Annotated in this window: 21 protein-coding genes; 14 read left to right on the top strand and 7 right to left on the bottom strand. The window is 70.7% G+C overall.

Annotated features, from left to right (window positions below; translation table 11 throughout):
- The first annotated feature begins 541 nt into the window (after window positions 1-541).
- Window positions 542-1,042, top strand: a complete 501-nt coding sequence (locus MRQ36_RS27995) for a hypothetical protein (protein ID WP_242799747.1) — start codon at window positions 542-544, stop codon at window positions 1,040-1,042.
- The gene (locus MRQ36_RS27990; RefSeq protein WP_242799746.1) at window positions 1,039-2,145 is read left to right on the top strand and encodes a C40 family peptidase; all 1,107 of its coding nucleotides are present in this window, start codon (window positions 1,039-1,041) and stop codon (window positions 2,143-2,145) included. Before MRQ36_RS27995 ends, MRQ36_RS27990 begins: the two co-directional genes overlap by 4 nt.
- A 28-nt stretch (window positions 2,146-2,173) precedes the next feature.
- Here the strand turns inward: MRQ36_RS27990 and MRQ36_RS27985 are convergent, their stop codons facing one another.
- Window positions 2,174-2,716, bottom strand: a complete 543-nt coding sequence (locus tag MRQ36_RS27985) for a hypothetical protein (RefSeq protein WP_242799745.1) — start codon at window positions 2,714-2,716, stop codon at window positions 2,174-2,176.
- A gap of 446 nt (window positions 2,717-3,162) precedes the next feature.
- Between MRQ36_RS27985 and MRQ36_RS27980 the strand changes: the two genes are divergently transcribed.
- The 9 genes from MRQ36_RS27980 to MRQ36_RS27940 all read left to right on the top strand — a co-directional run bounded on the left by MRQ36_RS27980 (window position 3,163) and on the right by MRQ36_RS27940 (window position 11,262).
- Window positions 3,163-4,272 carry an AAA family ATPase gene (locus MRQ36_RS27980; protein ID WP_242799744.1) on the top strand — a complete coding sequence of 370 codons (1,110 nt, stop codon included), beginning with the start codon at window positions 3,163-3,165 and terminating at the stop codon, window positions 4,270-4,272.
- A gap of 12 nt (window positions 4,273-4,284) precedes the next feature.
- Window positions 4,285-5,883, top strand: coding sequence for a VWA domain-containing protein (locus tag MRQ36_RS27975; RefSeq protein ID WP_242799743.1), 1,599 nt, complete (start codon window positions 4,285-4,287; stop codon window positions 5,881-5,883).
- 205 nt (window positions 5,884-6,088) lie between these two features.
- Window positions 6,089-7,087: a DUF4192 domain-containing protein gene (locus MRQ36_RS27970; protein ID WP_242799742.1), complete on the top strand. Its 999-nt coding sequence runs from the start codon at window positions 6,089-6,091 to the stop codon at window positions 7,085-7,087.
- 47 nt (window positions 7,088-7,134) lie between these two features.
- Window positions 7,135-7,551: a hypothetical protein gene (locus MRQ36_RS27965; protein ID WP_242799741.1), complete on the top strand. Its 417-nt coding sequence runs from the start codon at window positions 7,135-7,137 to the stop codon at window positions 7,549-7,551.
- Window positions 7,552-7,683: 132 nt separating this feature from the next.
- Window positions 7,684-8,205 (top strand): hypothetical protein, encoded by a 522-nt coding sequence (locus MRQ36_RS27960; RefSeq protein ID WP_242799740.1) that lies wholly within the window; start codon window positions 7,684-7,686, stop codon window positions 8,203-8,205.
- 414 nt (window positions 8,206-8,619) lie between these two features.
- Window positions 8,620-8,937, top strand: coding sequence for a hypothetical protein (locus MRQ36_RS27955; protein ID WP_242799739.1), 318 nt, complete (start codon window positions 8,620-8,622; stop codon window positions 8,935-8,937).
- A gap of 91 nt (window positions 8,938-9,028) precedes the next feature.
- On the top strand, window positions 9,029-10,057 hold the full coding sequence (locus MRQ36_RS27950; protein WP_242799738.1) for a hypothetical protein: 1,029 nt from the start codon (window positions 9,029-9,031) through the stop codon (window positions 10,055-10,057).
- A 211-nt stretch (window positions 10,058-10,268) separates the two neighbouring features.
- Complete coding sequence (locus MRQ36_RS27945; RefSeq protein WP_242799737.1) at window positions 10,269-10,649, top strand: hypothetical protein; 381 nt, start codon at window positions 10,269-10,271, stop codon at window positions 10,647-10,649.
- Between the two features lie 202 nt (window positions 10,650-10,851).
- On the top strand, window positions 10,852-11,262 hold the full coding sequence (locus MRQ36_RS27940; protein ID WP_242799736.1) for a squamosa promoter-binding protein 15: 411 nt from the start codon (window positions 10,852-10,854) through the stop codon (window positions 11,260-11,262).
- Window positions 11,263-11,330: 68 nt separating this feature from the next.
- Here MRQ36_RS27940 and MRQ36_RS27935 read toward each other — a convergent pair whose 3' ends face one another.
- From MRQ36_RS27935 to MRQ36_RS27920, 4 genes are all read right to left on the bottom strand, one after another.
- The gene (locus tag MRQ36_RS27935; protein ID WP_242799735.1) at window positions 11,331-12,341 is read right to left on the bottom strand and encodes a CU044_5270 family protein; all 1,011 of its coding nucleotides are present in this window, start codon (window positions 12,339-12,341) and stop codon (window positions 11,331-11,333) included.
- The gene (locus tag MRQ36_RS27930) at window positions 12,341-12,895 is read right to left on the bottom strand and encodes an RNA polymerase sigma factor (RefSeq protein ID WP_242799734.1); all 555 of its coding nucleotides are present in this window, start codon (window positions 12,893-12,895) and stop codon (window positions 12,341-12,343) included. Before MRQ36_RS27930 ends, MRQ36_RS27935 begins: the two co-directional genes overlap by 1 nt.
- A gap of 583 nt (window positions 12,896-13,478) precedes the next feature.
- Complete coding sequence (locus MRQ36_RS27925; protein WP_242799733.1) at window positions 13,479-13,832, bottom strand: cytochrome P450; 354 nt, start codon at window positions 13,830-13,832, stop codon at window positions 13,479-13,481.
- Complete coding sequence (locus MRQ36_RS27920) at window positions 13,793-14,455, bottom strand: cytochrome P450 (RefSeq protein ID WP_242799732.1); 663 nt, start codon at window positions 14,453-14,455, stop codon at window positions 13,793-13,795. Before MRQ36_RS27920 ends, MRQ36_RS27925 begins: the two co-directional genes overlap by 40 nt.
- Before the next feature lie 84 nt (window positions 14,456-14,539).
- Here MRQ36_RS27920 and MRQ36_RS27915 point away from each other — a divergent pair, with 84 nt between their 5' ends.
- On the top strand, window positions 14,540-16,072 hold the full coding sequence (locus MRQ36_RS27915) for a transposase (RefSeq protein ID WP_242799731.1): 1,533 nt from the start codon (window positions 14,540-14,542) through the stop codon (window positions 16,070-16,072).
- A gap of 831 nt (window positions 16,073-16,903) precedes the next feature.
- Here the strand turns inward: MRQ36_RS27915 and MRQ36_RS27910 are convergent.
- Window positions 16,904-17,317, bottom strand: coding sequence for a hypothetical protein (locus MRQ36_RS27910; protein ID WP_242799730.1), 414 nt, complete (start codon window positions 17,315-17,317; stop codon window positions 16,904-16,906).
- A gap of 186 nt (window positions 17,318-17,503) precedes the next feature.
- Between MRQ36_RS27910 and MRQ36_RS27905 the strand changes: the two genes are divergently transcribed.
- The gene (locus tag MRQ36_RS27905; RefSeq protein ID WP_242799729.1) at window positions 17,504-17,704 is read left to right on the top strand and encodes a hypothetical protein; all 201 of its coding nucleotides are present in this window, start codon (window positions 17,504-17,506) and stop codon (window positions 17,702-17,704) included.
- Between the two features lie 97 nt (window positions 17,705-17,801).
- On the top strand, window positions 17,802-18,188 hold the full coding sequence (locus MRQ36_RS27900) for a hypothetical protein (protein ID WP_242799728.1): 387 nt from the start codon (window positions 17,802-17,804) through the stop codon (window positions 18,186-18,188).
- Window positions 18,189-18,259: 71 nt separating this feature from the next.
- Here MRQ36_RS27900 and MRQ36_RS27895 read toward each other — a convergent pair whose 3' ends face one another.
- Window positions 18,260-18,463, bottom strand: coding sequence for a hypothetical protein (locus tag MRQ36_RS27895; protein WP_242799727.1), 204 nt, complete (start codon window positions 18,461-18,463; stop codon window positions 18,260-18,262).
- Window positions 18,464-18,467 lie beyond the last annotated feature (4 nt).

Here is an 18,467-nt window from a genome sequence, read left to right as displayed (position 1 = left end):
GCTGCCGGGCCCGACGGTGGGTCGCTGCGCTGCCGGGTGTGCGGGGCCGTTGACGAGGTGACGCGGGACGAGATGCCGTCCATGGCTGGCTACGGCGCCGATACCTGCACCCGGTGCGTCCGTTGCGGGTCGGTAGAGGTGAGCGATCCGATCTTCGGGTGGCGCGCCACGCCCGCCGTGTGGCCACCGGTGACCGGCCGGGAGCGCTCATGACGCACCTATTCGCGTGGCCTCGCACCCGTCGCGACGGGCCACCCCCTGGCACGTCACTGTCGGTGCGGGCCCGCCTGTCGGCTACGGCATTAACTGCGCTTCTGATGCGCTGACCGGGATGGGTTCCGACCCGTCGCATGCCTGTCTATACCTCCGGTACGTCGCCGGTCACTGGTCCGTGCGGTCGACGGCGATCGGGGTGGGCCAATGGCGTGTCCGCCCGCAGTTGCCCTGCACAGCGACCGGTCCGGTCCACGCCACGCCGCCGCCTCCTCGACCACGCCCCGTCGCCCGCTATGGCCGCCTCATTTGTTGAAGGAGCAGATTCGTGAGCACCTCCTGCTACGTCGGCACCACCGATGCCCGCAACCCGCATGTCGTGCACGCCCGGTTCGTGCTCGCCGACGGTCACCCCGCCGCTGTCGTTCCTACCCTCTCCCTGATCTTCGCCCACCACGGTCGCCGCGATGCCGCAGCTCTCGCCGTCGCGGTGCTCGCCTACGACTGGGAACGCCTCGACCCCCGCATCACCGTCGTCTCCGCGCCTGCGGGGCGGCAGCCGGTGCCGGGTGTCGGGATACCCGTCGCCGGCGGCACGGAGCCGGTCACCGTGTTCCCGCTGTGCCAGGCCAGGCACGTCGACACCGCGTGGATCTACCTGATCCATGCGACGACCGGCACCGTTGCGGTGCACTGCGACAGCGGTGACCAGGTCGCCCGGTACCGGCTCGACGTGTGTACCCCGGCGGCCGGCGTTCACGGGCGGCCGCAACCCCTGCCCCGAGCCCCGCAGTCGGCCCGCTGCCGGCCGGTCAGGGCGGCTCGGTGACCGGCCGGTCCCTCGGCGCTGTTGCGGCCGGTGTGGTCGCGGTGCTGGTGCTGTGTGCGGGCGGGATCGGGGTGATGTTCACCGGAGGTGGCAGCTCCTCCGCGTCGTGTTTCCGCGCGGTTGGGCCCGACGGGCAGCCGCTGTTGCCCCGCATCGCGATCTCGCCGCCCGTCGGGGCCGTCGGTGGGTGGAGCGGCGAGCAGATGGGCAACGCCGCGACCATCGTCACGGTCGGCGCCGAGTTGCGGGTACCGCCCCGGGGATGGGTTGTCGCCCTCGCCACCGCGATGCAGGAATCGGGTCTGCGGAACCTTGCAGGCGGGGACCGTGACTCGGTTGGCCTGTTCCAACAGCGCCCCTCGCAAGGATGGGGCACGTCTGCGCAGCTGCGGGACCCGCGTTACGCCTCGGGCAGGTTCTTCGCGGCGCTGCTGCGGGTCGACGGGTGGCAGGGCATGCCGCTCACCGACGCCGCGCAGGCGGTGCAGCGGTCCGCGTTTCCCACGGCCTACGCGCGATGGGAGGACGACGCGATCGCTGTGGTCCGTGTCCTTGCCGGTGGCCCTGCGGCCGGCCCTGTCGCAGGGGATTTGGAGCAGGCGATGAGTAACCCGCTGTGCCTGGTCGACGGTGGTGACGGCCAGTTCGGCGGTGATGCGATGCCGCTGCCGTCCGGTTTCGCGTTGCCGCCGGGCACACCGCCGGCGGTGGTGACCGCGATCGGTTGGGCGTTGGCGCAGCTGGGCAGCCCGTACACGTTCGGTGGGGACTGCACCGCCCCGCATTCCGGTGTTGCCCGACGCCAGTGTGACTGCTCGTCGCTGATGCAGCAGGCCTACCGGGCCGCAGGCGTCACCATTCCGCGCACCACGAGCGAGCAGGTCCATGCGGGGACACCGGTCAGCGACGCCGGTGCCCTGCGGCCGGGGGATCTGTTGTTCATTCCCGGTAGTCGTGGTAGCCCGAGCATGCCTGGCCATGTTGGTCTGTACCTCGGCCGGGAGCTGATTGTGCAGGCCCCGCACACCGGGGACGTCGTCAAGATCAGCCCGCTTGCGGCGTGGGCGGGTCAGCTTGCCGCCGTGCGCCGCGTCGTCGGGTGACCCACCCGCAGGCAGGCGGGAAGGGTGGTCAGCTCCAGAGGTCGCCGTAGAAGTCGTCATCGTCGTCGGCGGGCGGCAGCGGTCCTTGCCTCCACGCGTCGATGAGGAATCGTGCCCTGTCAGAAGGCTGTTCAGGCTCCAGCAGCGGCTGCCCGGACGGTTCGCCATCTGTTCGCCCCGCAGCAGCCATGGTCATTGGCGTGGCGCTGCTGGTCCAGTAGGTACGCAGACCGTAGACGCCCGCGCCGGCGGGCACCGTGATCTGCGCTGCCGCGCCCGCGGTGATCTGCTCTACGAGCAGCTCACCGGTGGGACAGTGCAGGGCTAGGTCGCGGCAGCCGTCCCACACACCGCTGTCCCTCGGCGGGTCGGTGTCCCAGATCCGGAAGGTGAGCTGCACGTCGGACGACGCCAGTGCGGTGAACTGGTAGGTCGAGGCAGCGACCGTGTGGACGAAGGCATCCTTCAACGACTCACCGTCGTCTCCGGCGTCGCACCAGTAGTCCCGGATCACGAAGTGTCCGTAGAGAACCGCCACGTTGAAGGTCGAAATGGCGATCGGCTGGGTCATGGCCGCCACCGTGCCACGACGGTACGACGCGCATCCGGTGCACAGACCAGTCGTCGGTCCCCTGCCGGCGGAGCCCGAGGCGTTGTCCCATGCCTGTCTGCGTCTCTCCGGCCCCCGCCCTCTCTGGCCTGATGCCGTAACGCCGGATTCAGACGGGCCCCCGGTGGCCCGGCGGTGCATGCTGCCGCGCCTCTTTCCGCGTCCATCGATTCGACTTGATCGATTCACGGTCGGGTGCGTTCCTTGTCGTCGCCCACCGTCACGCGGCACCCGGCGTTCCCTCGAGACGCCGCCCCTGGGCGGCTGCTCGCCCTGAAGTGCCGGGCCGTGCCTGCGGTGGGGCCGGCCCGTCCACCACTCGTCTGCGCCGCGCGGACATCACCACACCGCCCCGCGCCGTAGACCGGTGCGTGGGCGGGCCCTACCCGTACGACCAGGAGGCCCGCATGGACCCTGCTACCGCACCCGACCCCGGACCTACCGGTGATCACCGTCGGCCCGGTTATCTGTACCGACAGGTCGCCGCCTATCTCGCCGCCCACCCGGACAGGGTGCTGAAGGTCGGTGAGGTGACCACCGCGATCGGCGCGCGTTCCAGCGGCGCGGTGTTCGAAGCGCTCAAGAAGATGGCCGCTGCCGGCTACGCCACGCACGACAGCGGCCCGCACCGCTTCCAGATCACCCAAGCCGGCATCGACGCTGCCGGCAGCATGCCACCGCCCGTCCCGCGTACACCCCGCAGTGGCCGCGGGACGGGTCGGCGACAGCCGGTCACCCGCCCGAACGGGGACCTGTACTTCCCGCGCAAGCTCGCGGGTGCCACCGATGTGGACGTGCTGCGCCGGCTACGCGACAAGCGTATCCCCGTCCTGTTGTACGGGCCGCCCGGCACCGGCAAGACCGCCCTCGTCGAGGCCGCCTTCCCGGACCTGGTCACCGTCGCCGGCACCGGTGACACGGTCGTCGAGGACTTCCTCGGCAACTTCATCCCCCTCCCCGACGGCGGCTACGAGTTCGTGTACGGACCCCTCGTCACGGCGATGCGGGACGGGCGGGCACTGCTGGTCGACGACGCCACCCTCATCCCGCCGAAGGTCCTCGCGGTGCTGTACCCGGCGATGGACGGCCGCCGTGTGATCACCATTCCCGGCTACCGCAACGAACGCGTCGACGCGAGCGACGGGTTCTACGTCATCGCCGGCCACAACCCCGGCGTGCACGGCGCGGTCCTCACCGAGGCTCTCGCGTCGCGGTTCGACGTGCACATCGAGGTCACCACCGACTGGGACCTCGCCCGCCACCTCGGTGTGCCAGCCCCGGCCGTGCAGGCGGCCATCGCGCTCAACGCCGACCTGGCGGCGGGGCGGGTGTCGTGGGCGCCGCAGCTGCGGGAGCTGCTCGGGTTCACGCGCGTCCGGAAAACCCTCGGCCTGCCCGCGGCGGTGAGCAACCTCGCCGGCCGCGCCCCGGAAGACGACCGGTCGGCGGTCACCGCCGCCCTGCAACAGCACTTCGGCGTGGACGTGTCCGCGCTGACCCTCGGCAAGCAACGCTGACAGGAGACGCTCATGCCTCACCCCTCCGCCCACCACCAACCCGGGCGCACGCCTGCGGCCGATCGGGACCCGGACTGGCAGGACTGGAGTAACGCCTGGACCCGGCACATTCCGGTGTTGACCGGCCGCACCGACCTGACGGTCACCGTCGCGCCCGGCGCGGGCGGCGGCGCCCCCGCCTGCTTCTACCCCGACCAGCGCCGCATCGAGGTCGACGCCACCCACGTCGGTGCCCCTGATGTGGCGAACCCGCGACGAGCCGGCCACAAGCGGCTCGTCCCGACCGCCTACGGGCTGCTCGTTCACGAGGCCGCGCACGCCGCTCACAGCCGGTGGCGGACCCCGCCCGGCACCCCACCGGTTGTTGCCGCTGTTGCCGAGGTCCTTGAGGAGTCCCGCATCGAGTTCCGGCAGCGCAGCCGTCGGCACGGGGACCGCAGGTGGCTGCGGCACACCGTCACCACCCTGATCAGCCCCACCGACGTGCCCGTCGACGACGTGTGGCACGCCGGGCACCTCGCCGGGCTGCTCCTGGCCCGCGTGGACGCCCGCATCATCACCGCCAAGGACATCAAAGGCGTTCGTGCCGCTGTCACCGTGGTCCTCGGCCGTAAGCGGCTGCTGCAGTTGCGGGACGTGTGGCGGCAGGCTCACACCGTCGACGACTGCGACGCCGAGGGCATGATCGCGCTGGCGTGGCGGTGGTGCCGAATCCTCGGTGTCGACCCTCGCCTGCAGCCGGACACACCGGTACCGGATCCGGGGGTGTTCGCCGGCCGGCTCGCCCAGGCCGTCACCGACTACCTTGCCCACGCGGCCGGGCTCACGCCCGCCGAGTACCGGGCCCGGCAGCTGCACGCCCGGTACGGCGCGCCCGCGCAGTGGAGCCGACGCGATCCGACCGACGGCGAACGGGCCGCCGCCCGGCACCTGGCCGCCCGGCTGCGCCGCGCCCGCACCCACCACCCGGAAGCGGCCATCCGGGCGAGCCTCATCCCGCCGGGCCGGCTGCGCACCCGCCACGCCATCACCGCTGAGGCGCAGCGCGCCGCGGGGACCATTCCCACCGCCACACCGTGGCAGCAGCGAGCAACGCTGCCGCCGCCGAAGCCGATCCTGCACCTGGGGGTCATCGTCGACGTGTCGTTCTCGATGCACCCCTACGTCGAGCCGATGTCGTCGGCCGGGTGGATCCTCGCCCACGCGGCGCGTAGCAGCGACGCCGTCACCGCCACCATCGGCTTCGGCAGCGACGTCACCCTGCTCGTCGCGCCCCGGCACCGTCCCACCCAGGTGCTGGAGATGGCGACGTTCGGCGGCAGCAGCGCCTTCATCGAGGCGGTGAAACTCGCCGACGAGGTGCTGCAGCTACGTCAACCGGGCAGGCTGCGGATGCTCGCGGTCGTCTCCGACGGCGACCTCGACAACATTCCGGCCGTGCAGCGGCTCGTCTACGCCCTCCACCAGGCGGGATGCGCGCTGCTGTGGCTGCGGCCCGCCGACCTTGCCGGGCACACGTTCGCCGGCGCTACCCCGGTCCTGGTCGACGATCCCGTGCAGGCCATCGGCCTCATCGCCGACGCCGCCGTCGCCGCCCTCGAGCAGGCCTGACACGTCGGCCAGCCGGCCGCTGCGGGACAGAGCCGGCGTACCGGCGAGCCGCCGCCGCAGGCGACGCGCCCGCTGTTCCCGCCGACACCGATCGGTCCCCTTCCCATGCCGCCTCGGGCCGCCCACGGGTGCCCGCGCGACCGCACCCCCGGACGCAGCCATACCGCCGTGCCCGGCTTTCCATCCCACACCTTTGGAGATCATCATGAGCGACACACCCCGCCTGCCGGTCACCTCACCGGGTGACCTGATCGTCGCCGTGCCGTACCTGCTCGGCTTCCACCCCACCGACAGCCTGGTCCTCGTCGGTCTCACCGGCCGCCGCGTCACCGTCGCCGGCCGCACGGACCTCCCCGATCCCGCTGCCACGGTCGGCGGGGTCGAGGAGCTGATGCGGCAACAGCTGCGCATGCTCCACCAAGCTGACGTCACCGCCACCGTCGTCATCGGCTACGGCCCCAGCCACCGGGTCACGCCCGTCGTCGACACCGTCGTTCCCCGGCTCCGCGAGGCCGGCCTCACCGTGCTGGACGCGCTGCGGGTCACCGACCGCCGCTACTACTCCTACCTGTGCCAGAACCTCACCTGCTGCCCCATCGACGGGGTGCCCTTCGACCCCGACCACAGCGACATCGCCCTGCACGCCATCGTCGCCGGCTGCAGCACCCTGCCCGACCGGCGGGCCCTCGTCGCCAGCATCGCCCCCATCGACGGTCCCTCCCGCCACGCCGTCACCCGCGCCACCCACCGTGCGCGCACACACCGGCGCGCCCTGTCCGCCGTCGCCGGCCGGGACGCGCTGATCCGCGCCGGTGAGGACATCGTGCGGACCACGTTTGCCCGCTACGCCGCCGACCAGGTCCTCACCGACGACGAGCTGGCCTGGCTCACCGTGCTTCTCCCGATCACCGCGGTCCGTGACGCCGCATGGCGGGCCACCGACGCTCAGCCCTGGCATATCGCGCTGTGGAGCGACGTCACCCGCCGCGCCGAACCCGCGCTCGCCGCCCCACCCGCCAGCCTGCTCGCCTTCACCGCCTGGCGCAGCGGCCTCGGCGCTCTGGCGTCCGTCGCCGTCGACCGGGCTCTGCAGGCGAACCCCACCTACTCCCTCGCCCACCTGCTCGACCGGATGCTCCGCGAAGCGCTTCCCCCGTCCGTGCTCGACGGCTGGCCCGACCAGGACTTTCCCACCACTCCCTGACCCTGCTGACCACCACCGAGCCATCCCACCAACATGGAAGGAACACTGTGTCTGACTACCTCGACGTGCTGCGCCACCACACCGGCAAGGAAGGCTACGTCCTCCACCCGGACGAGCTCGACGAATGCTGCGCCCGGTATCCCGACGTCGTGTGCGCGCTGTTCGCGGCTGCCTGCACCATCGCTGCCGCCGACGCGCAGATCGCCATGCTGAACCGCGCAGCGAACCTGCTGTGCGATGTACACGCCGACGGCGACATCCACCACGTCCTGTCCCTCCGGGAGCGCCTCGACCGCGTCGCTGACGCCCTCATCCGCGCTCTCGCGTGGCGAGACAAGGCGACCGCCCGGCTGCGGCAGGCATGTGACGCACTCACCGACCTGGGCACCGGCCTGCTCACCCGCTCCGGCGACCACACCCCCGCCGCTGATCAACCTGGCGGCGGAACCCCAGCCACCCCATGACCGCTGCCATCTCCACCCCTAGCAACACGCACCAGCGGCTCGGTTCGATACCGGCACCTTCTGCGCCCCGCAGCCTCTCCCGGTCGCGGGGCGCTTTCACATCCGATCACCGGCACCGACACGAGGAAGATGATGACCAGCGCGACCATCCCACCCCGCGAGCCCACGCTCGACAGCATCCTGCGCACCAGCTGGGAAACGTTCCACGCCGGCCAGCAGGCACCGCTCGGCTGGGTCACCCACACCACCGCCCAGATCCGATCCCACCTGCTGCCCACCCACACCCCAGCCGACACCGCCCTGCACCCGGACCCGATCGACCGGTTCCACCACCACCTGCGGGAAGCGCTCGCCGACGCCGTGCGCAGCGCGCAGATCAGCATCGACGCCGCGAACAGTCTCCTGGAGGTTCTCGACCTGCCGCTGCTGCCCCGACGCTGGCAGGTCCGCCTCCGCCTGCCCGTGCTCATCGACGTCACCGCCACCACCCGCGAGGACGCGTTCACCCGCGCGGAGAACACCATCGACGCCGCGCTGGACACCCTGCCCGCCACCATCGAGTGGGACGGGCAGGAACACTACGAAGCCGTCGGCGGTGACCTCGACGCCGACGAACCGCTCGGCCACGACGGCGATCACACCACCCACCGCTGACCCGCGGCGTGCACGCGCCGGCACTTGAGGGCGCCGTGCACACCCCGCGGCCGGGTGCCGGCCGTGGGCGCTGTTGGTGTCCTTCCCGGCGGCGTCCCGGCCTGGCTGGGACGCCGCCCGCCGCGACGGTATGGACGTCCGTGGCGCGCGGTGACGCGGCGGCGTCGCGGCCGGCTCGTCTGGCGGGAAAGCCGGCACCGAGCTGGACCCCCGCCGTTGCTGGTCCGTCCGCTCACCTCACCGATGAGGCACCACCGGTTAGCGGTCCATGCCGCGGCGAGGACTTGATCTATCCGGAAAGTCGAGCGTCACTCATCGCGGCCGCCACCCCGGCGTACCCGACGGCGGCACCTCACACTGCCGGCCGGGGTGGCGGCCACCCCCATCGCACCCGCTCACGGGAGAGGACAACCCATGTCGCTACCGCACCGACGGGCCGTGCCGGCTCATGTCACCGACGTCCTGCTGTGGTTCCTCGCCACCGATGTCGCCGCCCACCACCTACCCGACCCCGACCGGCCCGGCCGCTGCGCCAACCTGCGCTGCCACCAGGCGGCGTACCCGTACCCGCCGGCCCGCGACGCCCAGCGCGCCTACCGCGCGGCCACCCGGCCCGCGCCGCACACGCGAGGCCGGGCGCGGGTCGTCTCCCCGCCTGTAGCCGCGGCGGCACGGTTCGCGGGCTGGTTCCGCTCTGCCCCGGCACAGCAACCCGCGCCGCGTGCGGCCTGACGCTGGTCCCGCTCTGCAGCGTCGCCGACGTCGCGGTTCCCCTGCGGGCGACGCGGCCGGCCGCCGACCTCACACCCTCGATGGAGGATTCATGAGTTTTCATATCGAAAAGACCCTCGCCGGCTACGCCCGCGCGGCCGTTGATCTGCGCACCCGCATGACCGAATACGCGCGTAGCCGTTTCGCCCAGCAGTACCTGCGCGCGTTCCTCACACCCCATCTCGACCCCGCTGACGACGACGCGACCCCCCAAAAGAAGGCCCTGGACGCGTTTGCTCGGGTGGCCCACGAGCCGTGGCAGCACGGCGAACCATATGTCCTCGCACCCGCCATGACCGCGATCATCGCCGCCGCCGCCCAAGCCCTCGACCTCACCGGCGACATCATCAGTAACGACGTCGCCCCCAGCGACGCCGGCGTACTCTTCCTCCCCGAACCCATCTACGAACGCGACGTTCAGGGTCACGTCACCTCCATCGGGGCGATCACCTGGGCCAAATGGCACAACACCAGCAGCGGGCGGACAGGCTGGTGGATCCTCGGATGGGCCGACCGCGACGACCCGCTCGACCCCGCCGCCATTCGCCGCCGCCAGCAGCTCGCCGAAGCACCGGAACTCGCCGCGCAGTTCGGCCCCTACGTCCTGAACTCCTTCGCCGAGATCCCCATCGGCACCACCATCACCGCCCTCGACGACCCACCCGCACCGGTCGACGCCGAGTGGCAGTCGGCACCTGACGGCCGGTTCTGCATCGACGAGACCGCTATGCGCACCAGCGCCGTCGCCGCGATCCTGTACGCCTTCTGGCGCATCCAGGAACAACCCATCGCTACCGTCGCCGCACCTCCGCTGGACCGGCCAGCCCGCCGGCGCGCGCTACGCGCCGGCCTCCGCCACGACACCCGGGTGGTCATGCTTCGCCGCACCAATCCCGTCGCCGAACCCGGCGGCGGGGAAGCGAGGTGGCACTACCGCGTTCGATTCCTCGTGCGTGGGCACTGGCGGCGTCTGGTCAACGCCGATGGTCAGGCCTACCGAATCTGGATCCACTCCTACATCAAGGGACCCGAAGGGGCGCCGCTGCTGCTCGGTGAGACGGTTTCCGTCCTCGCCCGCTAGGCCATACCTACGAGGGCGATCGACGCCCGCCATGAAGGTGCACGCGATCTCCTCGCGGCCCTCACCTGGCGGCTGGGACACCCGCCGACCTGGTTGTGGCCCGTCTGCAGTCGCGAACCCCGCTGACACCAGTCCGACCCACCCACACTGTCCTATTTGGGGTGCCGCCCGGAACGGCGGCACCCCAACGCACACCTGAAGAGGAGCCACCATGGAGTGGACGCCCAGCCCCGGCGAGCCCGACGACACCACCGGGACGGACCTCAGCGTCGGAGACCCGGATCTCCGCAAGTCGCGGCTGCTGTCTCGGCAGTGCGACACCTGCATCTTCGCCCCTGGCAACAGAATGCGCCTCGCCCCCGGTCGGCTCCGCGACATCGTCACTGAAGCCCGAGCCAGGGAATCCTTCATCATCTGCCACTCGACGTTGCCGCACTACCAGCACCCCGAGGCGAAACCGGCGATCTGTCGCGGCTTCGCCGACCGCTACAGCACGCAGGGCCTGCGGCTCCTCGCCCGGCTCTTCGGCTTCGTCGAGGTTGACCCACCCGGGGAGGCCACGCCGTCGGACACCGACAGCTCGACATGTTGATGCGATGCGGCCTATTAAGGCCGCCCGCCGCGTGGGCGAATCAGGGAAGAGCCAGGTCCCGTTCGACTTGGGCTCGAGGCAGCTGCGCCTGAACGGCGCACGTTCTGTGCCCGCCCCTCGCTCTGGCTCTCCCTTGCGTCCCAGGAGAACTGACCGATGGTGCGGGACGGGATCGTCGGGCACCATACCGGAGGTGAGTTGGGTGGCGAATCTGATGATCCAAGCCGACGGCGCAGACAGCGGCACCGTGCAGGCATTCAGTGCCTGGCTTGAACGGGAGGCGCCGCGACGCACCGACGGCACCCCCGAGATGTCTGACAGGCGACCTCGCGGTGTCGGCTCACTCAAAGATTTGACCGACCCGCAGGCCAATTACTGGGGCGGGTGGAAGAACCCCGAGTGCCAACTGTGGGGCGGCGCCCTCAACCATGCTGACCTGGAAGCGGTTCTTCGCCAGGTCCAGACGATGCCTTGGCGCTACCCGGCTGCCGTGCAGGTGTTCCTCATGGACCAGAACCAGACGTACTTCCGGCTGTACATGTTCCGCGACGGCGCCTGGAACCAGTACGCTCCCCCACCGCCACCCGACGCCGACGAGCAGGAGGCCTGGTAGCCCTTCGGACAAGTTCCCGAGATTGCGGCGGGGCCGCTCCCGGAAGGAACGGCCCCGGAGTTCGGCGTTCAGCCCATTCGATCAGTCCAAGCGGCATCGAGGATCACCTGGTACGCGCTGAGCAGCACGGGCGACAGCGTCAGTCGCTCGTGGGCGAGCAGCTCACCCGTCTTCGGGTCGAAGATCAGGAGAGATTGCGCGTTATGTTCGCGGTCGTCGAAGGTAATGGCGACCCCGTCCCGACCAGCGCGATCCGTCACCTGCCCCCGCCAGCGGAAGCCGGGCACGGCGGCGAGGACCCGCAGGATCTCCGCTCGGGCCGCACGCGGTATGACGAACTGTGCGTAGAGAGTGCTGACTTCCTTGCTCGCGGCACCCGCCCCGTACTCGACCTTGAGCAGTTCGCGCAGCTGCGACGGGTCGGCCGACGGTGGCGTGAGCTCCATGGGCGGCAGCGGAATCATGGCCGGGGCTGCTGTGGCGTCAACTACGGGACGCCGGTCCAGGTTGCGTTGCCAGTAGTCGCGGGACTCCTGGTCGGGGTACTGCGGCTCCAACTGGGTGTTGATCTGGCTGCCGGTCCCGTCGGCGGCCTGCCAGACCTTCGTCTCGCCGGCGAAGGCGACGTGGTGACGGCCGTCGGCGGAGGTCATCACTGGATCGCCCCACACCTTTGTGTGGTGGTACATGTAGCGTCCGCCGAGGTGGTCGTACTCCGCGTCCTTGATCTTGCCGGCCAGCGCGCGCAGTTGCGGGCCGGCGGCTGGTGGGTCCGTGTCGAACTGGTACGAGACCGGCACGAGCACCGATCCCGCTGTGCTTCCGCGCCCGCCAGGAACGTCCGGTGGGGGGCCGTCGAATGGCTGGAGAACGGCCACGGCACCGACCGCGACCGCCAGCGTCCCCGCCGTCAGCACCAGCCGGCGGGTCGGGCTCCCGCGACGATGCCCGACGGTCATCTCGGTGGCGTCGGCACGGTCGATCAGTTCGTGTGCCGAGACCAGCGGCGGCGCGATAGCGGCGGTCCGGGCCGGATCGACCGGGCCGAGGAGGGTACGGGTCCGCTCTGCTCCGAACATCACAGTTCCTCTCGCGTTGTCGCCGACACGGGGCGGCGCCGGGACTGAGCAGGCCGGTCCGACATCGCTTCGGCGAGGCGCCGGCGGGCGCGATGCAGGCGCACCGCCGCGGTCGTCCGAGTGCAGCCGAGAACCTGGGCTGCCTCGGACACCGTCAACTCCTCCCAGCCGACCAGCCGGAGAATTTCTTGATCGAGTTCGCTGAGGATGGCCAGCGCGGCCCGGACGTCGGCGACCCCGACGGTGGTGTCGGCACCCGACGAGCTGGCAGCTCCTGCGAGGTCGGCGCCGGTGATGGGCAGGACATCGGGGGCGCCGCGCCGTGACCGCCAGTGGTTCGCAAGGAGCCGCCGGGCCACCCCGTACAGCCAGGGAAGGCTGCGGTCCGGCACCTCGTTGCGACGACGCCAGGCGACGACGAAGACCTCCTGGGCGAGCTCCGCCGACGCGTCGGAGTCCGCGAGTCGGCGCAGGCCATACCTCACGACGTTCGCGTACTCGGCGACGTAGAGGCCGGTGAACCAGCTCTCGTCCCTGTCCTTCGGTGGACCCACCCGAACCCCCATTGCCTCGACGACTCTCACTCTGGCTTGTGTCGCGACAGGCCCAACGATTACCGGCGAGCTCTCCCAGCCGCTGCTGAGACATCCCCCCGTCGGGTCGGTCGCGGAGGCGAGACGCAGATCGAGCCCGAGCCTTCTATATCGCCAACGTGACGCGGGTCCGCGAGGTGTTGCCTCCTCGGTTGGCGCAGCCGGTCAGCGCGGTGGTGTCCTTGATCGGACGCGGCGGCGTCTACCTCGAGGACGAGCCGCGGCCGCTCCACTCGGTGGACGGCTGGACGGGCCGTGAGCGGTGGATGCGACGGACGGGCCGTGCGGTTGCTGTCCAGATCGACCGCAGCCGGTAGCGGCTTCAGCAGTGGTGGCGACGTGCTGTATCGGCGCGGACGTCGATGCGTAGGGCGTTGACGGCCATCCGGGTCAGCTCGGGGAGCTGATCCTCGGTGAGGGCGACGCCCGCGCGTCGATCAGTGAAAGTGCTGCGGGCTGGATCATGTCCGAAGGCAGGGAGGTCGGCCATGTAGCCTTTGGGACGGAGCTGGGCGAGGGCCGCGTGGCCGCCCCAGCACCTCCGTCAGGGCCGCGGGATCACTGGTAGCGACTCCAGGGCGTGCATCAGGGTGCTCGGTCGCCACCGTGGCACGAAATCCGCCGCCAGCCGCAGTTCGGGATACCGGGACAGCAACGCGGTGAACACCACCCGCGCCTCCAGGCGGGCGAGCGGAGCCCCGAGGCAGTAGTGGATGCCGTGGCCGAACGCCAGGTGGGAGTTGGAGGGCCGGTTGCCGTCGAAGGCGGCCGGGTCGGTGAAGCGCGACTCGTCGCGGTTGGCCGAGAGCAGGGAGAGCAGCACCGTCGACCCGGCGGGGATGGTGTGCCCGCCGATCGTCACGTCCCGGGTGGTCGTCCGATGGGTGGCGAGCTGCACGGGGCTGTCGTGGCGCAGCAGCTCTTCGATCGCCGGAGCGGCAAGTGCTGGTCGCGCCGCAGCTGCTCCCACCGCCCGCGGTCCTCCAGCAGCCGGTACGCGCCGTTGCCGATCAGGTTGGCCGTGGTGTCGTAGCCGGCGAGCAGCAGTAGGAAGGCCGTGGAGGTCAGTTCCTCGTCGCTGAGCCGGTCTCCCCCGTCGCTCTCGGCCACGAGCGCCGACAGCAGGTCAGGTCCGGGGCCGGCCCTTTTCGCGGCCAGTTGGCGACGAAGGTAGTCGAGCAGGGCGGCGCGGGCGGCCGGCGCCTCGGCCAGCCGGGGCGCTCCGGCGACGATCACCTCCACCCACTCCCGGAAGGTGGCGCGGTCGGCGGCCGGCACCCCCAACAGCTCGCAGATCACCGCGATGGGCAGCGGGAACGCGACCTCCCGGATCAGGTCGTGGACGCCGGGCTTGTCGAGGCCTTCCAGCCGCCGATCGGTGATGCCGGTGACGACGGCTGTCATGCCGTCGATCCGCCCCGGGGTGAACGCCGCCTGCACCAGCCGGCGCAACCGGGTGTGGTCAGGCGGGTCCGCCGCCAGCATGTGCCGTTCCGTGGCGGCCCACACGTCGGCGGGCACGGGAGGTCTGATGCCTACGACGTGTTTCGTAAGTGGGTTGCGTGGTGGTTGGTTTGTCGGTGGGGGGTGGCATGGTGTGCTGCCGTGGCCCGTTTCACCAGGTTCCAGTTTTGCCTGGACCCGAGCGCCGAGCAGGAGATTGTGTTGCGTCGGCATGCGGGTGCGGCCCGGTTCGGCTACAACCAGTGCCTGCGGTTGGTGCAGGACGCGTTGGACGGCAAGCGTCGTGGTGCGACGGTCGGGAAGGTGCCATGGTCGGGCTTCGACCTGATCAACTCGTTCAACGGGTGGAAACGCTCGGGTGACGCAGGCCGGGTGATGGTCGCCGCCGGCGACGGGACCGTCACGGTGCAGGTGACCGGTCTGGCGTGGCGGCGCGAGGTGTGTCAGCAGGTCTTCGAGGAAGCCGCAGTCGATCTCGGCCGCGGCTTGTCCGCGTACACCGCATCGCGCACCGGCGGTCGGCGGGTCGGTTTTCCGAGATTCAAGTCGAAGAAACGTGCACCGTTGTCGTTTCGCATCCGCAGCAGGACCTCCGCCGCGGGTCGTGCGAGCATCCGGGTCGGTGAGCAGGTGCCGCGTACCGTGACCCTGCCCGGTGTGGGCGTCCTGAAGGTGCGGCAGGACACCCGTCGGCTGCGGCGCATGTTGGCCAAGGGGCGGGCGAAGGTCGTGTCCGCCACGGTCAGCTACCGGGCCGGGCGGTGGACGGTGTCACTGACCTGTGAAGCCGCCGATCTGCACGAGGCCCGCCGCCACCAGCCGATCCCCACTGCCGCAGGGTGGGTGGGTGTCGATCGGGGTCTGTCGACGTTCGTCGCCGCAGCGCGCGCCGACGGCACCCCGGTCCTGCGGATCGACGCTTGGCCACGCCCCGCCCGGGCCGCGTTGGCGCGCCAGCGCCGCCTGTCCCGCAAGGTCACCCGCAAACAGCGCGGCTCCCGGAACCGGGCAAAGGCTGCGGCCCGGCTGGGCCGCCACCACGCCCGGACAGCGGCGATCCGGCGTCGTTTCCTGCACCAGGTCTGCAACGAGCTGGTCAATACCCACGACCGGCTCGCCATCGAGACCCTCACCATCGGCGGCATGCTCGCCAACCGGCGCCTCGCCTCGGCGGTCGCCGACGCGGCATGGGGCGAGCTGGCCCGCCTGCTGACCTACAAGCAGCAGTGGCGCGGCGGGCAGCTGGCTCTGGTCGACCGCTGGTACCCGTCGACCAAAACCTGCTCCGCATGCCGCACGGTGGGCCCGGCGATGCCTCTGCAGCAGCGCACGTTCACCTGCCAAGTGTGCGCCTATCAGGCCGACCGGGACCACAACGCCGCGGTCAACCTCGCTGTCTGGGCCGAGCAGCACCACGCCCAGACCCGGGACCTCCCCGCAGGGGGCCCGGTCACCAACGCCCGCCGAGGGGAAGGCTCTGGCCCACGCACACGCGCGGGCGAAACCGGCCCCGATGACGCAGGAACCGCACCCACCCCACCCCGGGTCAGGCGGTACGCCCGAGAAGGGCGCTGTCTCACAACTCCACCGAGTTATGAAAGAGGCCGTAGTGGGGAGATCAGTTCCCCCTTGGACAGGGCGGGGTCGGCCAGCGCCGCTCGCACGTGTTCGTAGCGGGTCACCAGCCAGCCGGTCCGGCCGTCGGGCAGCGGCAGCGGCGTGACCGGCTGTTCCTGGCGGATCCGGCGCAGCACCTCGTGCGGGTCGCCGTGTAAGAAGCCGACGAAGGGTTGCCGTGAGTGGTCGTCCACATCGGTCATTGCGCCACATCCGGCCACCGGGCCGCCAGGGGCGCGGCGCGTCGAACCCGCCGTGAGTCGGGGATGCGACTGGGCCGACGGCCTCGGGCCCCGGAGCAGCCGGCAGCGCACGCCTCTCGGGCAGCGGTGGCGCCGGGGCTCAGCTCCCGCCAAGGTACGCGGCGCGGTGTTCGCCGGTCAGGAAGCGGGTGACGACGAGGTCGTCAGGGGGTGTCTTCGAAAACGAGCCGCCCGCTCAGGTGCCGGCCTCATTGCGGATCGGGTGTGCCGTTCTCCCAGATGCAGGGCGAGCCACCGAAGAGGTAGACATCGACCTGCCCGGTCCCCCTGGGGAAGGACTTCGATTCCCACCCGGAGCCGTCGACGCCGTTCTCGACAGACCCGGTGCGTCCCTGCGATCCGTGACGATTTGGTAGCCCTGGTTCGCCCACTACCCTGCCAACGTCGGCATCGCCTGCTCCACCGGCCAGGACTCGGGAAAGGTGAGTTGGTAGACCTTCTCGACGAAGATCCGGCCGGCGGGTTCGTGGTCGTCCGGGTCGTCGCACGGGAGGACGGCGGGCGACGGGGCGCGCGAGCAGCATCAGGTTACTGTGCGACGCCGCGCAGCAAGAGGGTGCAGACGCGGCAGGACGCGAGGGCAGCCAGCCGATAGACCTGGCCGCTGATGAGCGGGCCGAGGCACTTACTGCGAGCTGGACCGCGTTTGGGGCACCGCGAAGGGATCCGCAGGGAGGAAGCAACCGTAGTCCTGCAGTGGCTGCGGATCATCGAGCACCACCTGTTGCAGCCAACCGGCGGGCGACAGGCCGTCCGATCGATCAATGACCCGCGTGCCAGGCAATGGCCCCCCGACACCAATCGCTTCCCCCGCTATGGCGTCCGCGGCGAGGGTTCCATCCCGATCGAGCAGCGCATGTACGGCGTCGTGGACATCGGCCACCATGTCGGCTACCTCGGCGTCAGTCAGGTCCGGATCGCGGTCACGCAGAGCCTGCCGTGCTGCGGCCAAGAACCGCTCCGGGTGCACCACGACGACGTCGCGTCGCGTCCGGATGCTGATCGTCATGCCGGCCTTCGGTGCCGCGCCACCCGTCATACCGCGAGGGTAGACCGAAGGCGCGGCCGACGACGGTGACCCGGGCGACTCACTTCTCACCTTGGCTGGTGAAACCTGTGAGGCGTGGTCTCATCTGGCTGCTGCCGCCCCTGTCAAAGCGCCCTGGGGATCGTGCACGGCCTTGGAGGCCGCTCGGGGCTTCACCGTTGAGACGGTGACGCACGGATGGGACTTGGCGGTGGCCACCGGCAGTGCAGCGAGGTGCCCAACGGCATCGCCGACCGCTGCCTCGGGTACGCCGCCGCGGTCATGCCCGACCGGCTGCGCGGTGTCATGTACGACGCGCCGGTCGTCGGAGCTAATGGTGTGCCCCCGACGGAACGACTCGCACGCCTCCTCGGCCACAAGCGCACCGCGAATGAGTAACCAGCTGCCTGCTGGCTCGTGGGTCGTGCTCAATCGCTCGCGGCAGCCGCCGGACGCATTGGCACGGGTACCACTCAGAGTTTGGGAGACTCAGACGGTGAACGTCGGCGTTCCCCGTACGGTGAAGGCGGTCGACACCTCGGAGTTGATCCGGCTCGACGCCGAGGCGATCGAGTGCGGGCTGAACCGCAACCACGGTGTCGGGTGGCTGCTGGAGTTCGCTGATTCGACGGCGGTGCACTATCTGTGGCCGGTACTGGTGCACCGGTTGAGGCACCGACCTGAGTTTTCGCCGCACTGGCGGTGCATGCTGTTGTTGACGGTGCGAGACGGCCAGCAGGTCCTCTCGCTTCTGGATGTGCTGCCCGCCTCGTTCGAGGGGCTACCCGAGACGCTGGACGGGGCTACGAAGACCGATATCGTCCTGCGGCTGGAACATGGGGGCCTGTTGACGCAGGCGCAGTGGTCTGCCGTCAACCCCTGATCTGGGTACCGGTCGACCTCGCTCGGGAGATCTTCCTGGCCCTCACCGTGGACGGGTAGATCTGAGAGCGCTCAACCAGCACGTCGGAGCTTGCGCATGAGCATCGCCCATACGCCGTACCCGGACCCGACGTCGTGGGTGATCGCCCCGGCGGCCGCTCCTATGAGCAGTGCGTTCGCGCAGCCCGGGCACACCTCGCGTCCGGTGATCGTCTTCTCGAACGGCTCGCGGACACGACGAGCACAGTCGGGGCACTGCCGGCCTGACAATCCCATCCGT

It is taken from the genome of Micromonospora sp. R77 (assembly GCF_022747945.1).
Classification (GTDB): Bacteria; Actinomycetota; Actinomycetes; order Mycobacteriales; family Micromonosporaceae; genus Micromonospora.
The sequence above is the reverse complement of the archived record's forward strand: the minus strand, read 5'-3'. Positions and strand labels throughout refer to the sequence as shown.

Coding starts and splice junctions, on each gene's coding strand:
- MRQ36_RS27985 (WP_242799745.1), bottom strand. CDS start 2,716: ATGACCCAGCCGATCGCCATTTCGACCTTCAACGTGGCGGTTCTCTAC.
- MRQ36_RS27895 (WP_242799727.1), bottom strand. CDS start 18,463: ATGGGATTGTCAGGCCGGCAGTGCCCCGACTGTGCTCGTCGTGTCCGC.
- MRQ36_RS27945 (WP_242799737.1), top strand. CDS start 10,269: ATGGAGTGGACGCCCAGCCCCGGCGAGCCCGACGACACCACCGGGACG.
- MRQ36_RS27960 (WP_242799740.1), top strand. CDS start 7,684: ATGACCAGCGCGACCATCCCACCCCGCGAGCCCACGCTCGACAGCATC.
- MRQ36_RS27970 (WP_242799742.1), top strand. CDS start 6,089: ATGAGCGACACACCCCGCCTGCCGGTCACCTCACCGGGTGACCTGATC.
- MRQ36_RS27955 (WP_242799739.1), top strand. CDS start 8,620: ATGTCGCTACCGCACCGACGGGCCGTGCCGGCTCATGTCACCGACGTC.
- MRQ36_RS27950 (WP_242799738.1), top strand. CDS start 9,029: ATGAGTTTTCATATCGAAAAGACCCTCGCCGGCTACGCCCGCGCGGCC.
- MRQ36_RS27910 (WP_242799730.1), bottom strand. CDS start 17,317: ATGACGGGTGGCGCGGCACCGAAGGCCGGCATGACGATCAGCATCCGG.
- MRQ36_RS27975 (WP_242799743.1), top strand. CDS start 4,285: ATGCCTCACCCCTCCGCCCACCACCAACCCGGGCGCACGCCTGCGGCC.
- MRQ36_RS27980 (WP_242799744.1), top strand. CDS start 3,163: ATGGACCCTGCTACCGCACCCGACCCCGGACCTACCGGTGATCACCGT.
- MRQ36_RS27935 (WP_242799735.1), bottom strand. CDS start 12,341: ATGTTCGGAGCAGAGCGGACCCGTACCCTCCTCGGCCCGGTCGATCCG.
- MRQ36_RS27905 (WP_242799729.1), top strand. CDS start 17,504: ATGGGACTTGGCGGTGGCCACCGGCAGTGCAGCGAGGTGCCCAACGGC.